At 39.3% G+C, this 21,007-nt stretch carries 17 protein-coding genes and 1 riboswitch; of the genes, 1 reads left to right on the top strand and 16 read right to left on the bottom strand.

The window, feature by feature from the left end; translation table 11 throughout:
* Nucleotides 1–68 precede the first annotated feature (68 nt).
* The 16 genes from LCP48_RS03095 to speB all read right to left on the bottom strand — a co-directional run bounded on the left by LCP48_RS03095 (nt 69) and on the right by speB (nt 18,542).
* Entirely contained in the window at nt 69–1,205 is a 1,137-nt protein-coding gene (locus tag LCP48_RS03095; RefSeq protein ID WP_004269436.1) for an acyl-CoA dehydrogenase, read from the bottom strand.
* 59 nt (nt 1,206–1,264) lie between these two features.
* Nucleotides 1,265–2,116 carry a 3-hydroxybutyryl-CoA dehydrogenase gene (locus LCP48_RS03090; RefSeq protein ID WP_004269435.1) on the bottom strand — a complete coding sequence of 284 codons (852 nt, stop codon included), beginning with the start codon at nt 2,114–2,116 and terminating at the stop codon, nt 1,265–1,267.
* A complete protein-coding gene (locus LCP48_RS03085) occupies nt 2,116–3,321 on the bottom strand; it encodes an acetyl-CoA C-acetyltransferase (RefSeq protein WP_225340676.1) in 1,206 nt (401 codons plus the stop codon). Before LCP48_RS03085 ends, LCP48_RS03090 begins: the two co-directional genes overlap by 1 nt.
* A 196-nt stretch (nt 3,322–3,517) precedes the next feature.
* Complete coding sequence (locus LCP48_RS03080; RefSeq protein ID WP_225340675.1) at nt 3,518–5,737, bottom strand: heterodisulfide reductase-related iron-sulfur binding cluster; 2,220 nt, start codon at nt 5,735–5,737, stop codon at nt 3,518–3,520.
* 361 nt (nt 5,738–6,098) lie between these two features.
* Nucleotides 6,099–6,662: a cob(I)yrinic acid a,c-diamide adenosyltransferase gene (locus LCP48_RS03075; RefSeq protein WP_004231536.1), complete on the bottom strand. Its 564-nt coding sequence runs from the start codon at nt 6,660–6,662 to the stop codon at nt 6,099–6,101.
* Nucleotides 6,663–6,674: 12 nt separating this feature from the next.
* Nucleotides 6,675–8,135, bottom strand: a complete 1,461-nt coding sequence (locus LCP48_RS03070) for an adenosylcobinamide amidohydrolase (RefSeq protein ID WP_009371951.1) — start codon at nt 8,133–8,135, stop codon at nt 6,675–6,677.
* The gene (locus LCP48_RS03065) at nt 8,132–9,133 is read right to left on the bottom strand and encodes a FecCD family ABC transporter permease (RefSeq protein WP_004231533.1); all 1,002 of its coding nucleotides are present in this window, start codon (nt 9,131–9,133) and stop codon (nt 8,132–8,134) included. The genes LCP48_RS03070 and LCP48_RS03065 overlap by 4 nt, the downstream gene beginning before the upstream one ends.
* Nucleotides 9,130–10,098 (bottom strand): ABC transporter substrate-binding protein, encoded by a 969-nt coding sequence (locus LCP48_RS03060; RefSeq protein WP_004231531.1) that lies wholly within the window; start codon nt 10,096–10,098, stop codon nt 9,130–9,132. The genes LCP48_RS03065 and LCP48_RS03060 overlap by 4 nt, the downstream gene beginning before the upstream one ends.
* 136 nt (nt 10,099–10,234) lie before the next feature.
* Nucleotides 10,235–10,417: riboswitch (cobalamin riboswitch) on the bottom strand.
* Between the two features lie 57 nt (nt 10,418–10,474).
* Nucleotides 10,475–12,142: an acyl-CoA dehydrogenase family protein gene (locus tag LCP48_RS03055; protein WP_225340674.1), complete on the bottom strand. Its 1,668-nt coding sequence runs from the start codon at nt 12,140–12,142 to the stop codon at nt 10,475–10,477.
* 1 nt (nt 12,143) lies between these two features.
* Nucleotides 12,144–13,646, bottom strand: a complete 1,503-nt coding sequence (locus LCP48_RS03050) for a class I adenylate-forming enzyme family protein (protein WP_004231528.1) — start codon at nt 13,644–13,646, stop codon at nt 12,144–12,146.
* Nucleotides 13,639–14,028, bottom strand: coding sequence for a MerR family transcriptional regulator (locus LCP48_RS03045; protein WP_036219385.1), 390 nt, complete (start codon nt 14,026–14,028; stop codon nt 13,639–13,641). Before LCP48_RS03045 ends, LCP48_RS03050 begins: the two co-directional genes overlap by 8 nt.
* 231 nt (nt 14,029–14,259) lie before the next feature.
* On the bottom strand, nt 14,260–15,927 hold the full coding sequence (gene argS / locus LCP48_RS03040) for an arginine--tRNA ligase (RefSeq protein ID WP_225341007.1): 1,668 nt from the start codon (nt 15,925–15,927) through the stop codon (nt 14,260–14,262).
* Nucleotides 15,927–16,358, bottom strand: coding sequence for a YwiB family protein (locus tag LCP48_RS03035; RefSeq protein WP_004231523.1), 432 nt, complete (start codon nt 16,356–16,358; stop codon nt 15,927–15,929). The genes argS and LCP48_RS03035 overlap by 1 nt, the downstream gene beginning before the upstream one ends.
* Nucleotides 16,359–16,514: 156 nt before the next feature.
* Complete coding sequence (gene yidC, locus LCP48_RS03030; RefSeq protein ID WP_004231522.1) at nt 16,515–17,147, bottom strand: membrane protein insertase YidC; 633 nt, start codon at nt 17,145–17,147, stop codon at nt 16,515–16,517.
* Nucleotides 17,148–17,171: 24 nt separating this feature from the next.
* The gene (locus LCP48_RS03025) at nt 17,172–17,447 is read right to left on the bottom strand and encodes a hypothetical protein (protein WP_004231520.1); all 276 of its coding nucleotides are present in this window, start codon (nt 17,445–17,447) and stop codon (nt 17,172–17,174) included.
* A gap of 222 nt (nt 17,448–17,669) precedes the next feature.
* Complete coding sequence (speB, locus tag LCP48_RS03020; protein WP_225340673.1) at nt 17,670–18,542, bottom strand: agmatinase; 873 nt, start codon at nt 18,540–18,542, stop codon at nt 17,670–17,672.
* Between the two features lie 301 nt (nt 18,543–18,843).
* Between speB and LCP48_RS03015 the strand changes: the two genes are divergently transcribed.
* On the top strand, nt 18,844–20,898 hold the full coding sequence (locus LCP48_RS03015; RefSeq protein WP_004231518.1) for a transglycosylase domain-containing protein: 2,055 nt from the start codon (nt 18,844–18,846) through the stop codon (nt 20,896–20,898).
* Nucleotides 20,899–21,007 lie beyond the last annotated feature (109 nt).

The raw sequence follows: 21,007 nt of genomic DNA, 5'->3' as shown, positions 1-21,007 counted from the left end.
GATTAGGAGCGTTTTTCCCTCACTCTGGAACGGTACACATCACTTTGTACCATTCGCAATATCAGGCTTTATTTCAGTAAATGTTTACTAATGACTAGTCGTTGAATCTCACTTGTACCTTCATAGATTTCTGTCACCTTTGCATCGCGGAAATAGCGCTCTACTGGATAATCTTCCGTATAGCCATAGCCGCCAAATATTTGAACAGCCTCTATTGCCGTTTGTACCGCTGTTCGTGATGAGAAAAGTTTAGCCATTGAAGCTTCTGCTCCACATGATAAACCTTTTGCTCGTAAATCGGCTGCACGATAGACTAACAGTTTTGCAGATTCAACTGCCGTTGCCATATCAGCAAGCTTAAAGCCAACACCTTGTTGCGCGGCAATCGGCTTGCCAAATTGAATGCGTTCTTTAGCATAGGCAGTAGACGCCTCTAGTGCCGCCTCAGCAATTCCTAACGCTTGTGCCGCAATGCCGATTCGTCCAACATCTAAATTGGCCATCGCAATTTTAAAGCCTTCTCCCTCTTCCCCAAGTAGGTTGTCAGCTGAAATGCGACAATTATCAAATGTCAGCTGAACTGTACGTGAGCCGTGTAAGCCCATCTTATGCTCATCTTTTCCGATGATTAAACCAGGCGTTCCCTTTTCAACAATAAATGCTGAGATACCCTTTGTTTTTTCAGCTGGGTTAGTTGAGGCGAATACAATATACACATCAGCTTCTCCACCATTTGTAATAAATACTTTGGAGCCGTTAATCACATAATCATCGCCATCACGCACTGCCTTAGACTGTAAAGAGCCAGCGTCTGAGCCTGCACTTGGTTCTGTTAAACAAAATGCACCTAAATATTCGCCTGTTGCAAGCTTTGGTACATAACGTTTCTTTTGTTCGTCATTCCCAAAGTAAATAATTGGATTCGTTCCAACTGAAGTATGGACGGATAAAATAACACCCATTACAGCGCTTACTTTTGATAGTTCATTAATCGCAATAATATAAGATGTAAAATCCATGCCAGAGCCACCTAAGTCTTCTGGCGTCGTAATCCCCATTAAGCCAAGTTCACCCATTTGCTGTAGAAGTTCACGTGGAAATTCTCCCGCTTCCATTCGCGCCACCCATGGTTGAATTTTTTCCTGAGCAAATTGACGAACCATATCGCGCATCATAATTTGCTCATCTGTAAATTGCAAATGCATCTATAATGTCACCCCTCTAAGTTGTCCCGAAACATCTAAATAACCCCATCCCCATAGGATTACTCGTAAACGTAAAAACCTCTTCCTGATTTCTTACCTAGCCAGCCAGCTGCAACGTATTTACGTAGCAGTGGGCAAGGGCGATATTTACTGTCTCCAAGACCCTCATGTAAAATTTCCATGATGTAAAGACAAGTATCTAATCCAATGAAATCTGCCAATGTTAATGGCCCCATTGGATGATTCATACCAAGCTTCATCACATCATCAATTGCTTCTTTTGTCGCCACACCTTCGTAAAGTGCATAAATCGCTTCATTAATCATCGGTAGTAAGATTCGGTTTGAAATAAATCCTGGGAAATCATTCACTTCTACTGGTGTTTTCGATAATTTAACCGTCATCTCTTCAACAGCTTTGTACACTTCATCTGTTGTTGCTAAACCTCGAATGATTTCAACAAGTTTCATAACTGGTACAGGATTCATAAAGTGCATACCAATTACTTGCTCTGGACGTTTTGTTACTGCTGCAATTTCTGTAATAGGCAGTGAAGATGTATTCGTAGCTAAAATAGCATGGGCTGGCGCAATGCCATCAAGTTGCTTAAAAATGGATTGCTTAATTTCCATATTTTCCACAGCTGCTTCAATGATAATATCTACATCACTAGCATCCTGTAAATCTAGTGACATACTAATTCGACTTAGAACAGCAGCCTTCTCATCTTCTGTTTTACGCCCTTTTTCTACATCACGTGATAAATTTTTGGTAATAACCCCTAAACCACGCTCAAAAAATTCTTGTTTGATATCGTTCAATTTCACATCAAAGCCTGCTTGTGCACAAACTTGGGCAATACCAGAGCCCATTTGCCCTGCACCAATGACCATTACCTTTTGAATTCCCATTAGTTCAGTCCCCCTGTTTTTGGTACTTCAATCATAATTGCATCACCTTGGCCGCCGCCTGAACAAATTGCGGCAATGCCAATGCCACCGCCACGACGCTTCAATTCCTGTGCAAGTGTTAATATGATACGTGCACCAGATGCCCCAATAGGATGCCCTAAAGCAACTGCACCGCCATTAACATTCACTTTTTCTGCATCTAAATCTGCCAACTGCTTGCTGACTAAAGCTACCGCTGCAAAGGCTTCATTGATTTCAATTAAATCAATATCTGCTAATGATTTGTTAGTCTTTTTCAGTAATTTATTAATAACAAGACCTGGTGTTTGTGGGAAGTTTTCTGGCTCAAGCGCAAGTTCTTCGTGACCAATGATTATTGCCAATGGTTCTCTACCTTCACGTTTTGCACGTTCCTCACTCATGACAACAAGTGCACATGCACCGTCGTTAACCCCAGGTGCATTACCTGCTGTAATCGTGCCATCTTTGTCAAAGGCTGGTTTTAGCTTCGCCAGTACTTCCAAAGACGTTCCTGCTCTTGGTGCCTCATCTATATCAACAATAAGTGGATCACCTTTCCGTTGAGGAATCTCTACTGGTACGATTTCTTCAGCAAAGTAACCTTTTTCAATTGCGGCTAGCGCACGTTCATGACTGCGTACTGACCAAGTGTCCTGTTCTTCTCGACTTAGCGAGAACTCTTTAGCTGTTGCATTACCATAGCTACCCATATGCGGTCTTGCTTTATCGAAAGCACATGTTAAGCCGTCATATAGCATGCCATCTACCATTGTAGAATCTCCCATACGCAAACCATTTCGACCATTCAGAAGATAATATGGTGCATTGGACATAGATTCCATGCCACCCGCAATAATCACTTCTTCGTCCCCTAAACGAATCAATTGATCTGCTAATGTCACCGCACGCATCCCTGAAGCACAAACTTTATTGATTGTTTCTGTTTTTACTGCTGTTGGTAAATTTGCCTTCAGAGCAGCCTGTCGAGAAGGAATTTGCCCCTGTCCCCCTTGTAAAACAGAACCTAAAATTACCTCATCCACTTGCTCAGGTGCAAGATTTGCATTCTCTAATGCCCCTTTAATTGCAATCGCACCTAAATCACTTGCATGTAATGCTGATAATGAACCTCCAAATTTACCAAACGCAGTTCTTACCCCTGCTAAAATTACAGCTCTATTCAAGTAAAACACCCCTTTTGTTTTACGTTCTCGATGAAGCTGCAAAGCATTATTGACTGAACGCTCGCTCGACTTCTATCGAGGAAAAATGGGAGTTTATTATCTCAACTCCCATTCCCATTTAATCTTATTCTACAAAACAATTTTTTATTGTGCAATTTATATTTTTCAGATAACTAAAATATTTCTGCAATAGCAATCATTTTTCTGCGTTCGCTTCCGTATCCTCGTCTTGTTGAGCATTTTCTATTGACGCTACCACTTCTTCGTATGTTTCTTCTGTTTCTTCGGAAGAAGGATTAACTGCCTTTACTTTTTCACCAAACACGGAACGTTCTAGTAATTCTGCAACATCAAATGTTCCAATAGAGTCTTCAACCTCTTTTGCCTTTGTACCATCCTCTAGCATAGTTAGGCAGTAAGGACAGCCCGATGAAATAACTGATGCATTTGTTGCAAGAGCCTGTTCTGTTCGAGCTACGTTAATGCGATTTCCTACATGCTCTTCCATCCACATTAATCCACCACCAGCTCCACAGCACATCGCTGTTTCACGGTTACGTTCCATTTCAACAAGCTTCACGCCAGGGATTCCTCGGAGGATCTCACGTGGGGCATCATATACATCATTGTAGCGGCCTAAATAACAAGAATCATGGAAAACAATCGTTTCATGAACCTCATAGTTTAGCGCTAGACGATTTTCCTCAATCAACTGATTTAATAACTCAGTGTGATGATACACTTCACCTTTCCAACCAAAGTCTTGATATTCATTTTTAAAGATATTATAGGCGTGAGGATCGATTGTTACAATTTTCTTCACGTCATTTTTCTCAAACTCATCAATATTTGCTGTAGCTAGCTCTTGGAATAAGAATTCATTCCCTAAACGACGAGGTGTATCCCCTGAGTTTTTCTCTTTATTACCTAAGATTGCAAACTTCACACCAGCTTCGTTTAATAGACGGCAGAATGCTAAAGCGATTTTTTGAGAGCGATTGTCGAAAGCTCCCATCGAACCAACCCAGAATAAATACTCCATTTCCTCGCCAGATTTTTTCAGCTCTTTTACAGTTGGAATTTGGATTGTTGGATCTAGATCACGCCAATTTTCTTTTTCCTTGCGGTTCAAGCCCCAAGGATTACCTTGTCGTTCGATATTCGTCATTGCACGTTGAGCATCAGGATTTACTTTCCCTTCAGTCATTGTTAGATAGCGACGTAGATCAATAATTTTATCAACATGCTCATTCATTACAGGGCATTGATCCTCACAGTTACGACATGTCGTACAAGCCCAAATTTCCTCTTCTGTAATGACATCGCCAATTAAAGATGGACTGTAGATATCCTCAATTACAGCACCTTCAGCACCAGCTGCCATTGCAAGCTGATTACCCTTTGTATTGGCAAAGAATTGATAAGGAACCCATGGTTTTTGCTTTGTTACGACTGCGCCCGTAAATGTTAAATGGTCACGCAATTTTACGATTAAATCCATAGGAGACAGCATTTTTCCTGTTCCTGTTGCTGGACACATGTTTGTACAACGTCCGCATTCTACACAAGAATATAGATCGAGCATTTGCTTTTTTGTGAAGTCCTGTATGCGTCCTACCCCAATAGAAGGCATATCCTCTTCGCTTTCAGCATTTTCTAAGGCCTCAAAATCAATTGGTGTTAATGTACCAGCACGATCTAAACGATTCATGTAAACATTAAGCGGACTGACAATTAAATGGAAATGTTTAGACTGTGGTACGTATACAAGGAATGTTAATAGAATTAAAAGGTGTGCCCACCACATTACATAAAACACACCAGCGGCAACAGATGTAGGTAAGAAACCAAAAATAGCAGCAATACTTGAAGCAACTGGCTCCGTATAAGTTAATCCCTCACCATGCCAAATTAATCCCATACCATTAGCGATTAATGTAGATACCATTAACCCCCCAATGAAAATTAATACAAGGCCGTTTTTCCATCCTCGTTTTAGACGCACTAGCTTTTCAACATAGCGGCGGTAAAATGCCCACACTACCGCGATTAAAATCATCAAAACTACTAGTTCCTGGAAGAATGTAAAGACACCATAGAAAATGCCTAGTGGCAGATGTGACTCTGGTGCTAGTCCTTTCCAAATTAAATCAATGGCCCCTAACTGTACCATCAAAAATCCATAGAAAAACATAACATGTATTAAACCACTCTTTGGATCCTTTAATAGCTTATTTTGACCAAATACATTGACCATAATATAACGAAGTCGTTCTTTAACACTTTCATCAAACTCAACCTTTTTCCCCAATTGCACATACTTATAGCGTGTTTTCAACAGGTAGAAGAACAATCCTACTGCATAAAGCACAACCACGACTGTTAAGACAATGTTAGCAATTAATAATGGACTCATGGTTGGTCCCCCCTTTAGTTTGTCGTAATTTTCTCTCTTTGTGACGAATTTGCTAGTTCATACAGAAATGTACTTCACTTTATCATTATATTCCTATTCTAATAAATGAGTGAGCATTCAGTCAACATAAAACGGAAATATTTCTGATAATTTTATATTCTTACATTTTACAAGAAAAAAAGCCACCCTGAATTTTTTCAAAGTAGCCATTTTTTACTTTCCTTAACTATTTACTTATTGGGATGTCGCATATTCATTAGACATTTGAACATCTGCTAAATTTGCACACAAACCTATACCGCCCCTTAGCTAAATACATGGCAATTCATTTTTTGTACAAAAACCTTTACTCAATCAAACTTTATTTTTTAAAAACATTCCCACTGCGGATATATTCAACATCTGCAACGTTTAAGCGAGCATTTACAACACGTGCAGCTGCAAATAAATAATCCGATAAGCGATTTAAATATTTTTGTACAACCTTTGGTACATCTTCAACTTCTTTCATGAGTGTCACCATCTCACGCTCTGCTCGACGTGCAACCGTGCGTGCAATGTGTAAAGTTGCCGCTGCTGGTGCACCTCCTGGTAAAATAAAACGTTGTAAAGGTGGTGCTTCGTCTGATAAAGCATCTATACGAGCTTCAAGTACTTCAATCGGTTGCTCTGTTAATTTATAATGACGTTCTTTCATCACATTAGCAAGGTCTCCACCAGCATCGAACAGCTCATGCTGAATTGTCTCTAGGTCTGTTAAAATGTCCTTGAAGAGCGCTTGGTCTAATTCACTTACAGCCTTCCCAATAAAGGAATTTAATTCATCGATTGCCCCATATGTTTCCACACGTAAACTATCTTTATCAACCCGTCCTCCAATAAGACTTGTTTTCCCCGTATCGCCTGTTTTCGTGTAAAGCTTCATTTCTCTCATCTCCTAAAACTGGTTTTTGTAATTCCTAATCGCCTGAACTGTTGTTTCATAGACACCCTTTGCAATCGTTTTACCAACTTCTGTAATTGGGCCACCATACATCATTTCTTCTCCTTTTTGAGTTGCAGCAATTAACAGACTATCTGTAGCTGTGCCTGTTGCAATGGTTCCACTCCGTTCATCAAGAATATTTTCTGATTGCAACGCCTTTGTTTTTGCCTCAGTTGCTGTCATCAATGCCTGAAAAAATGCCTCTTCAGATAAACAGCCATTAATGATAACCCATGTATTAATAGTACCAATATATGGATCATCTTGTCTTTCATGTACTCGAGAAACATCAACTGCATTGCCTACGCCAGCAGTTACAGCTACGATTATACTGCCAAAAGGTGCTGAAAATTCATTGATGGCCACTAGAGCTGTTGGTACTGCAGTTAGCATAACAACAGTATTGGTAGGTGAAAAATTTTCCCTTTTTAAAAATTCTTTAACTTCTCGTTTCACATCGCTGATGACATAATCACCAGGAACTGAGCGATTTAATAAGCAATTATGCCAGCCTATACCTGGGTTATGAACTGCCGAAGATACGGTCTTCAAAGGAAGCTCTGATTGAAGTTGGATATATTGTTCAGTTATCATTAAATGCTCTTTTTTGATGACAGCTCGCTGCTGGTAGTCTGTAGCTGCGGGCATGATTGTAATTTGAGGTTTTGGTATTTCAGGATGAGCATATGTAGTCACCCGTGCTTGATAAACTTCTTCAATTTGGGAGGCAATTAATACTTCATGTGGTGCACCAAGTGCTCTCATTCGTCCGCTTTCCATCAGCAATAATTCATCACAATAAAGAGAGGCTAAATTCATATCGTGTAGTACCATAACAACCGTTAAACCACACTCCATGGCTTCCTTCCGAACCATATCTAAAATTTGACGTTGGTGGGCAATATCTAAATGATTAGTTGGTTCATCCAGTAATAGTATTTCTGCAGTTTGAGCTAAGGCTTGTGCTACAAATACTCTTTGTTGTTCACCACCAGATAAAAATTCCATTGGTGTATGCTCATATCGCTTTACACCTGTTTGTAGCATAGCATGTTGTACAGCCTGTTCGTCCTGTTCAGACCAACTCGAGAAAAAGCCTGTTTGATGCGGGTAGCGCCCCAGTGAAACTGCCTCTCTCACACTGTTCGAGAAAGCATTTGCATGAAGCTGTGGTAATACAGCCATTTTTTTTGCCAAAGTACGAGCATTATAAGAAAAAATATTTTGTCCATCAATCGAAATGGTTCCAGCAGTAGCTGGTAAAATACCACTCATTACTTTTAATAATGTAGATTTCCCGCTACCATTCGGCCCTAGAATACCAAGAATTTTTCCTTTTTCAACAGTAAAACTGATGTCCTTGACGATTGGTACATCTTCATAGCCACCTGATAGCTCTTCAACAACAATCATGCCCGTACCCCCTTACTTCTTCGCTGCTTATAAAAAATATAGGAGAAAACAGGAGCTCCAATAAATGCCGTAATAACACCAATTGGTAGCTCTCTTGGCACAATGATTGTTCGTGCTACTAAGTCACAAATAATGAGTAATGTTGCACCATTGAAAAAAGATAATGGTAATAAATGGCGATGATCAGAACCCCAAATCATCCTTGTCATATGCGGCACCACTAATCCTACAAAGCCAATTGTGCCAGAAACCGCTACAGCCGCTCCAGTGAGCATGGATCCACCTGCTAATATCAAATATTTACTACGCTTCACATTAACACCTAAATGTTTTGCCCGCTCTTCACCATACAACAAAACATTTAGTTCTCGTCTTTGTGTCCATAGCATAATTGAACCTACAATCACAAATGGAATGATCATTTGGACATATGGCCAACCACGCATCGAAACAGAACCAAGTAGCCAGCCTATTACCTGACGTAATTCTTCACCAGATAAGGCAATCATTAATGAAATAAGGGAACCTAAAAATGAACTAAAAATAACACCTGTTAATATCAACGTTTCCATTTTCAATGAGCGGTCTACGAGTCTAGCAAAGCTCATAACAACTACCATCGTGATGATAGCACCAATCATACTGAAGGTTGGCAGCGCATACAAACCGACAACAGGTATAGAAATACTAAAAAAGATCGTTAAAACAGCACCAACAGATGCCCCTGATGAAACCCCTAGTGTATATGGATCTGCTAATGGATTTTTTAATAAACCTTGGAATGCTGCTCCAGCAATAGCTAGAGATGCGCCTACTAGTCCCGCTAATAACACGCGAGGCAAACGAATTTTCCAAAAAATATTGGCGGCTGTTTCATCAACCGCCTTATTCCATAATACTTCTAATGGAATATGAACTGAGCCTATCGCTACGCCACACCAGATGCTAATAAGAAGAAGCGTACATGTTAGTGTATAGGCTAGTGCTATTTTTTTCACTTAAATACCTCAGGATAGATTGCTTTTGCTAATTCTTCTAGACCTTCTGCTAAACGTGGCCCTTGACGACTTGTAGTACTTTCATCTACCTGCACAATCGCATTATTTTTTACGGCATTAATCGTATCAAAGCCCGCCCGTTTTGGTATTTTCGTTAAAATATCTGGTACATAATGATATGTCACCACGATGACATCTGGATTTTTTGCGATAATTTGTTCTGCATCAATTTTATACCAATTATCGCCATCTACAGCTACATTCTCTGCATTGATCATTTCAAGCATCGCGTTCATAAACGTACCATTGCCAGCTGTATAAATATCTGGCTCATCTGATGCTTCAACTAATACTTTTTTGGGTTCAACATCCTTGACTTTAGACAAAACTTCTTCTACTTTTGCCTTCATATTAGCAACAATTTTTTCTGCCTCTGGTAATTTTCCTGTAGCACGTCCAAGTTGCTCAATTGTTGTATATGTTTCATTAAAGTCTTGTGCGTTTCTTACTACAAATACTTTCAAACCTGCTGATTCAAGCTGTGCAATAGCCTCTTCTGAAAGAGACATGCTAGATTCGTGTGAAAAAACGATATCTGGTTTTAAGGCAATAATTTTTTCAATATCGTACTCCATACCACCAACCTTATCCTTCTCAGCTGCCTCTGGCGGATAATCGTCGTTGTCAGTAACACCAACTATTTCATCATTTAAACCTAGTCCAAAAAGGATTTCAGTATTACTTGGAATAAGTGAAACAATTTTCTCAGGAGGTGCTTCAAGTGTAATGTCCTTATTAAGGGCATCTGTTACCGTCATTGGGAATGTTGCTTCATCCACTTGTGCTGTTTCTTGCTGTGTTTGCTGCTCGTTAGATGGCTTGTTATCTTTTGCTTCCTGCCCACAAGCAGCTAGCAAGCCTACTGCTAAAAATGCTGATAATCCTATTTTCCAAAATTTCTTCATGTGAATCCTCCTTCGTTGGTCCATGCGACATTTCGCTTTATTCTGCATCAAAATAAAACCCCTCATCTTTGAACGATGAGGGGGCAAAATCGCACCAAAAAACTGATACAAAATCCACCACCCTATCCTCGTAGGTTGTCATGTCGTTATAAAGGCAGGTCTCCTGGCTAGTGCTACTTGCGATTTTTCAAGCCTTCCCGAAATCTTCAGTGGCATCATTTGAAAAAACTCACACTTACAGTGGCGGGACCGCATCGGAATCACACCGATTTCCCTTTTCACTTTACTTAAGTAAAGAACCTTTATAATATTCAGTTGATTTCATTATACATGAAAATGAAAGAAGTCGCCTCCATTCAAGACGACTACCCGGCCATTATACAATTTCAGAAAAGTATTGGACTGTTTTCATTTGAGCACCCATTTCTCTTAGTGACCATGTCTGTTCTAAATAAACGTCCGCTAGTTTTTCATATTTCCCACCAAATTTATGTGCCCACTCAACCGCTATGACACTTTCATAAAGGTGAGCCATTTTTTCAGCCATACCTTTTGCTTCAAAAGTTTTCGTTGCCGCGTCTAAAGCGCTAAAAATTTGCAGTTTCATAGAAATATTCGCCAATTGTTCTTTAACGATTTGTACTAGTGAGCTGTCAGCTAATTTCTCTAATCGTTCCTCCATCTCACAGACAAACAGTTCATGTGCATGAAACTTATCCACTAAACGAATGAGTTCTAAGGCCAAAATATTAGCCGTCCCCTCCCACACCGTCAACACTTGCGCATCTCTTAATAAGCGGGGCGTTACAAAGTCTTCTATATAGCCATTACCCCCGTGTAATTCAATTGCCTCACTGGCATAGTGAACAGCTTGCTCTGCCGTTTCTTTTTTCATAATGGCAATATATAAACGATTCATAATAAGTTCTTGCTGTGTTCCCTGTCCACTTGTCACTTTATCGTATAATTGAATAAGATCAAAAACTGTCGCTACTTCCACGTGCAACTTAGCTGCAAATTTCCCTAAAGTATCCTGAATCATAGGGTATTGTGTTAAGGGCTTGCCAAATGCATGTCGATTGGTTACATAATGTTTTGCCTCTAAGAAGCCACGACGCATAATACCAATAGAAGCGACTGCATTACAAATTCTTGAGAGATTTAGTGCTTCTAGCATATAATAAATCCCTTTATTTTGCTCCCCTACAACATAGGCAAGTGCACCATCAAATTCTACCTCACCAGATGGAACTGCCCGAACGCCTAATTTATCTTTCAATCGGCGAATACGTAGATGATTTGTTGTTCCATCTTCTTTACGCCAAGGAACTGCAAACAACGTTAAGCCTTTGGAACCTGCTGGCGCCCCTTCTATTCGTGCCAATACCATCGCTACACCACACATGCCCGCATTGGATGCAAAGTATTTTTCACCATATAGACGATACGCAGTGCCATCCTTTCTCGCCTCCACCACATTTGCACCGACGTCAGAGCCTCCTTGACGTTCTGTTAAAAAGGTCGCACCTTCATATAAATCTGTGTCACCTGTTGCACAAACATGTGGTAAAAAACGTTGCTTTACCTCTTCATCTGCATAATGATCTAATAGATAGGCAGTAGCCATCGTCAATGTTACGGGACAATAAAATCCAGGTTCTGCATGTGATAGCAAATAACCTTGTGCAAAGCTATAAACATAATTCCCCTTGTGACCTAGCTGCGGAATATGCTTGTGTACATAACCTACAATCCCAGTATTATATGTCTCTTCAATCGTTTTTTTATAGCCATCATTAACCCAAACCTCTGATATCTCTTTACCATAGGCATCATATCTTTGAAGGCGAGGCTCACCCAGTCGATCTGTATGCTTTGCCCTCGTATCAATATCACCTGCACATAGCTCACCAAAATCTGTTAACTCTCGTTGGGCATAGGATAAAAACTCTTTATCTAACATCATTTCTACTATTTTTTGAAGCGTGTCATCTTCCGTAAAAAAGTTCGTAGTACGCATTGCTTCTTTTTGTAATACTTTCATACTATCTCACCTCTTGCCCCTTCAAATTTTGTTTTAATATTTTGCCTGATGCATTGCGTGGTAGCGCTTCCACTTTTTCAAAAATACGTGGTATTTTAAATTTTGCAAGATGTTCCTCTAAATAAGCTTTCAAAGCTTCCTCATCGATGTCTTGTTTAGCAGAATACACCGCCTTTACCGTTTCCCCCCATTGCGGATGTGGCACACCAATTACCGCAACCTCGAATATCCCTTCAAAGCTCAATAAACAATCTTCAATTTCTTTCGGATAAATGTTGACACCACCCGAAATAATGACATCCTTTTTACGATCTACAATCCAAATAAAACCATCTTCATCCTTACGAGCTAGATCTCCTGTTTTTAACCAACCGTCAATAAAGGCTTCATTAGTTGCTACTTCATCCTTATAGTAGCCAATCATGTTACCCTCACCCAACAAGACAATTTCCCCCACTTCGCCTACATTTACATCTTCTCCACTGTTATTCACAATACGCAATTCTGTACCAAGTGGCGCCCGCTGACCAATACTTCCTGCCTTTGCTTCATGCTCCTTGCCAAATAATAATGAACCACTTGGACCTGCCTCTGTTAATCCATATACACAAGTTAAATTATTTGTACGGAATGCCTGCTGAATGAATCGAACCTCACTTTGAGATAACGGTGCCCCACCATAGACCCACCATTTCATAGAAGACAAATCTGCCGAATGTAGCCTTGGCATCTGTGCCGTTAATAAATAAGCAACAGGTGCACCAAAGAAATGTGTTGTTTTCTCCTTTTCAATGGAGTCAATGAATAAATCGGGTGTAAAAGTTGGTGTTAATACATTTGTTGAGCCTACCAATACACCCGCCATTAAAAATAAATGTAATGGTGCAGAGTGTGTTAATGGCATCATGAGCAAAATACGGCTCTCAGGCTTTACCTCCATTTCAACAGCTATCATTTGCGCCACTGTTAAAATATTACGGTAGCTAAATAACACACCCTTTGGTTTTCCTGTCGTACCAGATGTATATAAAATCGTGGAAGGGTCATCCTCTTGAAACTGACAATCAATTGTTTGTGTACTAGCATTTTGAAGCATTGTTTCATATTGATGCCATCCCACTTTTTCTTGACCTGTTTTAATTTTTAACGGAATTCCAGCTAGTTGCTCAACTGCTGCAAAAATAGCCTCATGTACGACAATTGCCTTCGCTTCGGCATGCTGCGCCACGTACTCTACTTCTTGCAATGTAAATTTCGCATTGACTGGCACAACGATCGCTCCGATACGCTGAATAGCAAAGTAACTGACAACAAACTCTAAAACGTTTGGCATAAAAATTAAAACCTTATCCCTCGGCTTTACGCCCTGCTCTAGTAAAGCATGACTAAAGCGTGTCACCTGCTTATCTAAATCTTGGTAGGTTACTCTTCTGCCATGACAAATAACGGCTTCATTTTTCGGATACTTACGGGCATTACGTGCTAACAAATTGGAACTATTCATCTTGCATCTCTCCCTTTAAAGTCGCTAATTTTTCACTAAACATGCCATGCATTTGTTGTAACTCATGCTTCATCTGCGTCAGCTCAGCTATTTTACTCTCAATCTCTTGAATTTTTTGATCTCCGTATTCAACCGTTCGCTCTAATTGCTGAATTCCTGAGCGATCAAAATCAAATAGTAAAACCATCTCTTTGATTTCCTCCAACGAAAATCCGTAACGCTTGCCTCTGAAAATAAGCTTGAGCTTCGCCAATTCTTTTTTGGAAAAGGTTCGTAGGTTGGTAGATGAACGATGGGGGCAAAGAAGCCCAAGTTCTTCATAATAACGAATTGTCCGCGTAGACACATTAAACTCCTTTGCTACCTCCTGAATCGTCTTCAAAACCATCTCCCCTTTCCTAATTGGCAATAGTATACCATTGACGTTAACGTAAACTTCAACAAAATTTTTGGAATTAACAGAAAAATAAAGTTTAAAACAGCTAATTTTCCATGGTTTATCCGTTTCTTTTGTCCTTCTATCCTTCACATTTAGAACTTTATCTCTCATATTCAGCCTTCGATCCATTAAAAAAGCCCCCAACACTTTTCATGTTAGGAGCTTAAAGTTTAATTACATTTTTTCAGGTGCAGATACGCCGATTAAGCGTAGTGCGTTCGCAATTGTTGTGCGGACAGCCGTAATTAATGCTAAACGAGCCTCTGTTAACTCTTTGTTTGAAGCATCTAATACTTTTTCTGCATTGTAGAAGCTGTGGAATGCAGCTGCTGTTTCTTGAATATAGTTTGCGATACGGTGCGGTGTGCGGTGTTTCGCTGCTTCCGCTACCACTTTCGGGAAATCACCAATCTTTTTCAGTAAATCGATTTCCTTTTCTGCTGTTAACAAATTGAGATGTTCTGTTGTAGCAGCAAAGCCTTGTTCATTTGCTGAACGTAAAATAGATGAAATACGTGCATGCGCATATTGTGCATAGTACACAGGGTTTTCATTAGATTGTGATACTGCAAGGTCAAGATCAAAGTCCATATGAGAATCGCCAGCTGTTTTTACAAAGAAGTAACGAACTGCGTCAAGGCCAACCTCTTCTACAAGCTCACGCATTGTGACTGCATTTCCTGTACGCTTAGACATCTTGAATTTTTCACCGTTTTTATAAAGCTGAACCATTTGAATAACTTCCACTTCTAACGTATCACGATCATAACCAAGCGCTTGAATCGCTGCTTTCATACGTGGAATATATCCGTGATGATCAGCTCCCCAAATATTGATTAATTTATCGAAGCCACGGACAATTTTGTCTTCGTGGTAAGCAATATCTGGTGTTAAATATGTGAATGACCCATCATTTTTAATTAGCACACGATCTTTATCATCACCAAATGTTGTAGAGCGGAACCAAGTAGCACCATCCTCTTCAAACACATGTCCATTGGCTTTTAATTTATCTAAAGCTACTTCGATTTTTCCGTTTTCATATAGAGACGTTTCAGAATACCAGACATCAAAATTTACACGGAAGTTTGCTAGGTCTGTTTTTAATTTATCTAATTCTAAAGCTAAACCGTGCTGACGGAAGAAGGCAAAACGCTCATCATCTGATTTTGCTAAAATTGCATCACCATGCTCTTTTGCTAATTTACCTGCAATATCAATAATATCTTGCCCATGATAGCCGTCTTCTGGCATTTCAGCTTCCATTCCTAATGCTTGTTTATAACGCGCTTCTAATGAATAAGCTAAGTTATTAATTTGATTACCTGCATCATTAATATAATATTCACGAGAAACACTGTAACCAGCCATATCCAACACATTACATAAGGAATCACCAACAGAAGCGCCACGAGCATGTCCTAGGTGAAGATCTCCGGTAGGATTTGCTGAAACGAACTCCACTTGAACCTTTTCCCCAGCGCCAGCATTTGAGCGACCATAGTCCGTACCTTGCTCAAGCACCTGTGTCACTACCTCCGTTAGGAAATCTTTACGCACTGTGATATTCATGAAGCCTGGGCCAGCAATATCGATCTTTTCAATATCTGTGCCTGTTGTATCAAGATTTTCTAAAATAGCTTCGGCGATAGCACGAGGTGGCTTTTTAGCTAACTTTGTTAATTGCATCGCAATGTTTGTTGCATAGTCACCATTTGCTTTATCCTTTGGTGTTTCTAGGTGAATCGATAATTCTGTGCCAGCCTCAATTAGACCAGCTTTTTCAACAGCCTGCACGATCGCTGCTTTAATAGCCTGTTGTACTTGTTCTACTGCGTTCATCATTGTACCTCCGTAAATGTAATATCTAATGTATAGTTGCCAACGGATTGCCCACCCATTAGTAAATCGTACTGTACATGGAAATCTCCGCTTGTTGCCAGTTTTGTAAACGTCATATTTTTCGTATCAATCACGAGTGGCATAGCACCGAACTCACTTTCATAATGCCCTTTTTGTTGTTCAATTATGTTCAGCGGTAATCGCATATTAACCGCTCCAGCACGCATAATTAGTGCCTTCTCATGACCTAACTTCATCGTTGTGCGGATGGTTTTATCCTCCTGCACCTCATCATATTTCAAATACAAGCTTCCTGCTTTTTCAAGTAGCTGCCCTTTGAGCCACATTTCATAACTTTCGGACTCCCCATCACTTGGACGAATGGTAGAAATGAGCTTTATGTTCACTTGCGATCTTACATCGTTCGCCATAACGGATGCCCCTTTTTAGTCTTTTACTATAACCTTTTTATTATAGGATGAATACTTATGGTTTTTCAAGATAGAAGTGAAGTAAAGCTCCTCAACAAGTTTATTCGAGAAAATATAAACCCTCCCCTTCCATTAACGGAAAGAGAGGGTTTCATTTTATCTATACCATTTTTTTATAATCAACTGTTGAACTATTAACAATAAAGCACTAACAGTCCAATAGATCGGAATAATCGCTGGATTAAACAGACTAAAAATGAGGATCATGATTGGATTAATAAATACCATTATCTTCATATTTAATGGTTGGCTTTTCTCTAGGGCTATACAACTTTGAATGAAATAAATCAAACAAGCAATCATCGAAACCCCAATATCAATTGTTCCTAAATTCATCCAAAGGAAATTTTCACTGGCAATCACTAAATCTAGCTTAATTGCGTAGTACAGTGAAAATAATATCGGTAATTGAATAAGGATTGGTAAACAACCTAGTAAAGAGCTTTTCAATGAAGCTGAAGTTAGCTCTTGGATTTGTTGCTGTACCATTCTTTTTTCAGATTCGCTTTGACTATTCTTATATTTGTCTGTAAGCGCATCTAACTCAGGCTTAATGGTAGTCATTAATTCTTTTGAGTGTTTTTGGTGTTTTGCCGATCGAATAAATAACGGCATAAGAATTAATCTGACTGCAATCGTAATAGCAATGACACTAAGTGCGTAGCTACCTGTAAAAGAATGGATGAAATGAATGAGGTTAATAATAGGTTGTGCTAAAAATGTTAACAATGGTTTTCCTCCTAGTTTTAAAGTTTAAATCAAACTAGGAGATACACTTTCTTCCTCATTGTCTTCGGACATTCTAATACACAGAACAAACCACGTTAGCATAGGTGGAGTCCAAGTATTCGTGATAGTATAGTCAACTTCAAACTCCTCGTCCTTCACATCTTGAACGGTTATTTTATTGACGAGATACAGATGCAAATGAACACTTAATACAGTTAAAACCAAAGATGCTAATAACCAAAAGTATTCCATTGTACTGACAAAAATGAATAAATCATTCATGAGAAGTGACCAAATCATAATACTCCTCCTTCCTTTATTAAAATTGAAGAAACATACATTTTACTAACTAAAAGATGACATTGTTTTCATCAATCTTTCTCTCTTTGTCATATAAACTATTACCTTACTTATCTACGCTATAAAGTAAAATAAGTTTCAATTTTTTGCTAAGGCTCATTCTTCATTTCAAAAATATAAAATGGGGCTTGCTCATAGCTCACCCCATTTAACCAATCTTATTTATTTTACCCAGCCTAAGATCATTTCTCGTAATAATTTTGAGGCTGTGTTTGCTGTCATCTCTGAAGAATCGTAGATCGGTGCTACTTCAACTAGGTCGAAACCTACTACATTTACGCCACTTGCTGCAATAGCATGGATGGAAGCGAGTAATTCTTTCGAAGTAATACCACCACAGTCTACTGTACCAGTTCCTGGTGCGTGTGCTGGATCTAAAACATCAATATCAATTGTTACATACACATTGCGTCCAGCTATTGTTGGTAGGACCTCTTTTAACGGTTCAAGCACTTCAAATTTTGATATGTGCATACCGTTCTCCTTTGCCCATTCAAATTCCTCTTTCATACCTGAACGAATACCAAATGAATAGACATTTTTTGGTCCTATATGTTCCGCAATTTTACGAATTGGTGTAGAGTGCGAAAGTGGCTCTCCCTCATATTCCACACGTAAATCCGTATGTGCATCAAAGTGAATAATAGCAAGATCATCATATTTAGCTGATACAGCCTTCATTACTGGCCAAGACACTAGATGCTCCCCACCCATGCCGACAGGAATCTTGCCATCCGCTAATAATTTTTCAATAAATTTTTCAATTTCATCTAATGAACGCTGTGCATTCCCAAATGGTAGTGGAATATCACCTGCATCAAAGTACTTTACTTCCTCAAGCTCACGATCTAGATATGGACTGTACTCTTCAAGACCAATGGATACCTCGCGGATACGCTGCGGACCGAAACGTGATCCTGGACGATAACTCACTGTCCAATCCATTGGCATGCCATAAATTACTGCCTGTGCATCGTCATATGTAGGATGACTTTTTATAAAAACATTTCCTGAATAAGCTTCATCAAATCTCATTGCTAGCCCTCCATATAATTAATCATCATTTTTCGTCTTCTTCTATTATGGCTTACAGGATTGTAATGAAACCTGTATCCTTTTATCCTCGTATACATTATTGGAACGTCTAGCAAATTTCGATTAAAATCTACAAGGTGCGATTTTTTTGTCGAATGCCAGCATTTCAAGTAGTACAAAAAAAGTATAGATGTTTTTGAATAAAGTGCAATAGTTTTTAGTTAGAATTTCGATTAAAGATGAATGTTCGAACACATACTAAAGCTAAGTTCGAAGTTGTGAGAAAACGAGGTGAAGTCGGATGAAACGAAAAAGCTATCATCGAAAGCAACAACGTGTAAAGCGCACACGCAAAAGCCTTACGTTATTTGTGGCCTTTACATCTGCAATTGTCGTAGCGTTTGTCGCACTCCGCATCTATGTTCAAGTGGCTGGTGCACCGCCTTTAACCGTACCAAAGGCTTCTATTTTCTTAGATGAAAATGAGAACCAAATTGGGGATCACTTTACAAATCAACGACGATATTGGGTCGGCCTCGATGAGATGTCACCTTATTTAAAGGAAGCAGTTGTTGCTGTTGAAGATAAAGATTTTTATCAACATGGAGGTTTCGACTATTCACGTATTGCTGGTGCCATTTTAGTGGACATTAAAGCTGGCGGTAAGGTTCAAGGAGCTAGTACTATTACACAACAATATGCTCGTAATCTTTATCTTTCCCATGAAAAGTCTTGGACACGTAAATTAAACGAAGCCCTGTATGCTTATAGATTAGAAGTTTTTTATGACAAGGACGAAATACTAGAGGGCTATTTGAATACGGTATATTACGGTCATGGCATGTATGGAGTAGAAGCTGCCAGTCGTTTTTATTTCGGAAAATCTGCCAGTGATTTAACGCTTGCTGAAGCAGCCATGCTAACAGGCGTACCAAAAGGACCAAGTATCTACTCACCAATTGCCAATTTAGATAAGGCTACCAATCGTCAACACGTTATTTTAAAACTTATGGCTGACCAAGGTGCCATTACACAAGAGGAAAAAACGCGTGCTGAAAATGAGCAGCTCGTCTTAAAAAATGATAGCTGGGTTGCAACCAAATCTGTTGCCCCTTATTTCCTGGATGTGGCTTGGCAAGAAGCCAGTGAAATCTTAAAATCAAAAAACCTTGATATTAGTGAAGGTGGCTGGACGATTCAAACAACGCTTAATCTGGAGCATCAAAAAGCGGCTGAAGAAGCAGTAGCCAAAAATATGCCTGCCAATGATTTGCAATCTGCGTTTGTAAGTATGGAATCTAAAACAGGAGCTGTCACTGCACTAGTTGGTGGTCGTGATTATTCAGTAAGCTCATTTAACCGAGTTACACAAGCAAAACGTCAACCAGGCTCTACTATTAAGCCGATCTTATATGCAGCGGCACTAGAAAATGGTTACACTCCACTAACTTTTTTAGATGTTGGGGAAACAACTTTTACGTATGATAATGGGCGTGGCACTTATGCACCTAAAAACGTCAACGGTCAATTTGCAGATCATGATATGACGATGGCACAAGCAATTGCGATCTCAGACAATATTTACGCAGTAAAAACCTTAGAGGACATTGGCTTCAAAGAGTTTCATGATATGGCAAACCGTTTTAATGTAGGAATTGGCGCGAAGGATAATTTATCAATTGCACTGGGAACGATTGAAACGACATTATACGAAATGACAAATGCATATAATATTTTGGCATCGCAAGGACAGCAAACAACACCAACAACCATTGTATCCATTAAAAATGCACATGGAGATGTTATTTATAAAAACAAAGATGTAGCAAGCAAAGCTGAAACAGCCATTTCTAAAGAAAATGCATACATCTTAACCGAAATGATGACAGGTATCTTTGATCCGGTTTTCAGTGACTATTCACCCGCTACAGGAATCAGTATTCGTTCACGTATGACACACACATATGCTGCTAAATCAGGTTCTACGAATAGTGATCAATGGTTAATTGGTTTTACACCAAGACTAACTGCTGGTGTATGGAATGGCTATGATCAGGGTAAAAACCTTACTACCAAGGAAGATACTGCTGCAACAAAACAAATCTGGATTGACTTTATGGAAACGGTCAACAAAGGTACAAAAAATGAGGATTTCAAAAAACCTAAAGGTGTAGAGGGCGTTGTCATTGATATTGAAACAGGTAAATTAGCGACTGACGCTTGTCCTAAACAACGTCTAGTCTATGTAGAGTCGAAGGATGTACCAACTGAAAAATGTACAAACTTCGATATTCTCGACAGTAATACATGGGGAGAATTTTGGAATATGCTACCATTTTCTATATTTAAGGACTAAACAAGATAATTTCGGAAACCTTTTTAATCCTAATACGTTTTAAGCTACGAAGGCTCTCGACAAAGTAACTGATATACGAAAAATAAGAAAAGCTTTCTCTTCCCCGGAG

Source organism: Lysinibacillus capsici, assembly GCF_020217405.1.
Classification (GTDB): domain Bacteria; phylum Bacillota; class Bacilli; order Bacillales_A; family Planococcaceae; genus Lysinibacillus; species Lysinibacillus capsici.
This window is presented reverse-complemented; position numbering and strand designations above follow the sequence as displayed.

Excerpts from the sequence above, each read along its gene's own strand:
- LCP48_RS03095 (WP_004269436.1), bottom strand. The coding sequence starts at position 1,205 with ATGCATTTGCAATTTACAGATGAGCAAATTATGATGCGCGATATGGTT.
- LCP48_RS03090 (WP_004269435.1), bottom strand. The coding sequence starts at position 2,116 with ATGGGAATTCAAAAGGTAATGGTCATTGGTGCAGGGCAAATGGGCTCT.
- LCP48_RS03080 (WP_225340675.1), bottom strand. The coding sequence starts at position 5,737 with ATGAGTCCATTATTAATTGCTAACATTGTCTTAACAGTCGTGGTTGTG.
- LCP48_RS03075 (WP_004231536.1), bottom strand. The coding sequence starts at position 6,662 with ATGAAGCTTTACACGAAAACAGGCGATACGGGGAAAACAAGTCTTATT.
- LCP48_RS03070 (WP_009371951.1), bottom strand. The coding sequence starts at position 8,135 with ATGATTGTTGTTGAAGAGCTATCAGGTGGCTATGAAGATGTACCAATC.
- LCP48_RS03060 (WP_004231531.1), bottom strand. The coding sequence starts at position 10,098 with ATGAAGAAATTTTGGAAAATAGGATTATCAGCATTTTTAGCAGTAGGC.
- LCP48_RS03055 (WP_225340674.1), bottom strand. The coding sequence starts at position 12,142 with ATGAAAGTATTACAAAAAGAAGCAATGCGTACTACGAACTTTTTTACG.
- LCP48_RS03050 (WP_004231528.1), bottom strand. The coding sequence starts at position 13,646 with ATGAATAGTTCCAATTTGTTAGCACGTAATGCCCGTAAGTATCCGAAA.
- argS (WP_225341007.1), bottom strand. The coding sequence starts at position 15,927 with ATGAACGCAGTAGAACAAGTACAACAGGCTATTAAAGCAGCGATCGTG.
- LCP48_RS03035 (WP_004231523.1), bottom strand. The coding sequence starts at position 16,358 with ATGGCGAACGATGTAAGATCGCAAGTGAACATAAAGCTCATTTCTACC.
- LCP48_RS03025 (WP_004231520.1), bottom strand. The coding sequence starts at position 17,447 with ATGATTTGGTCACTTCTCATGAATGATTTATTCATTTTTGTCAGTACA.
- speB (WP_225340673.1), bottom strand. The coding sequence starts at position 18,542 with ATGAGATTTGATGAAGCTTATTCAGGAAATGTTTTTATAAAAAGTCAT.
- LCP48_RS03015 (WP_004231518.1), top strand. The coding sequence starts at position 18,844 with ATGAAACGAAAAAGCTATCATCGAAAGCAACAACGTGTAAAGCGCACA.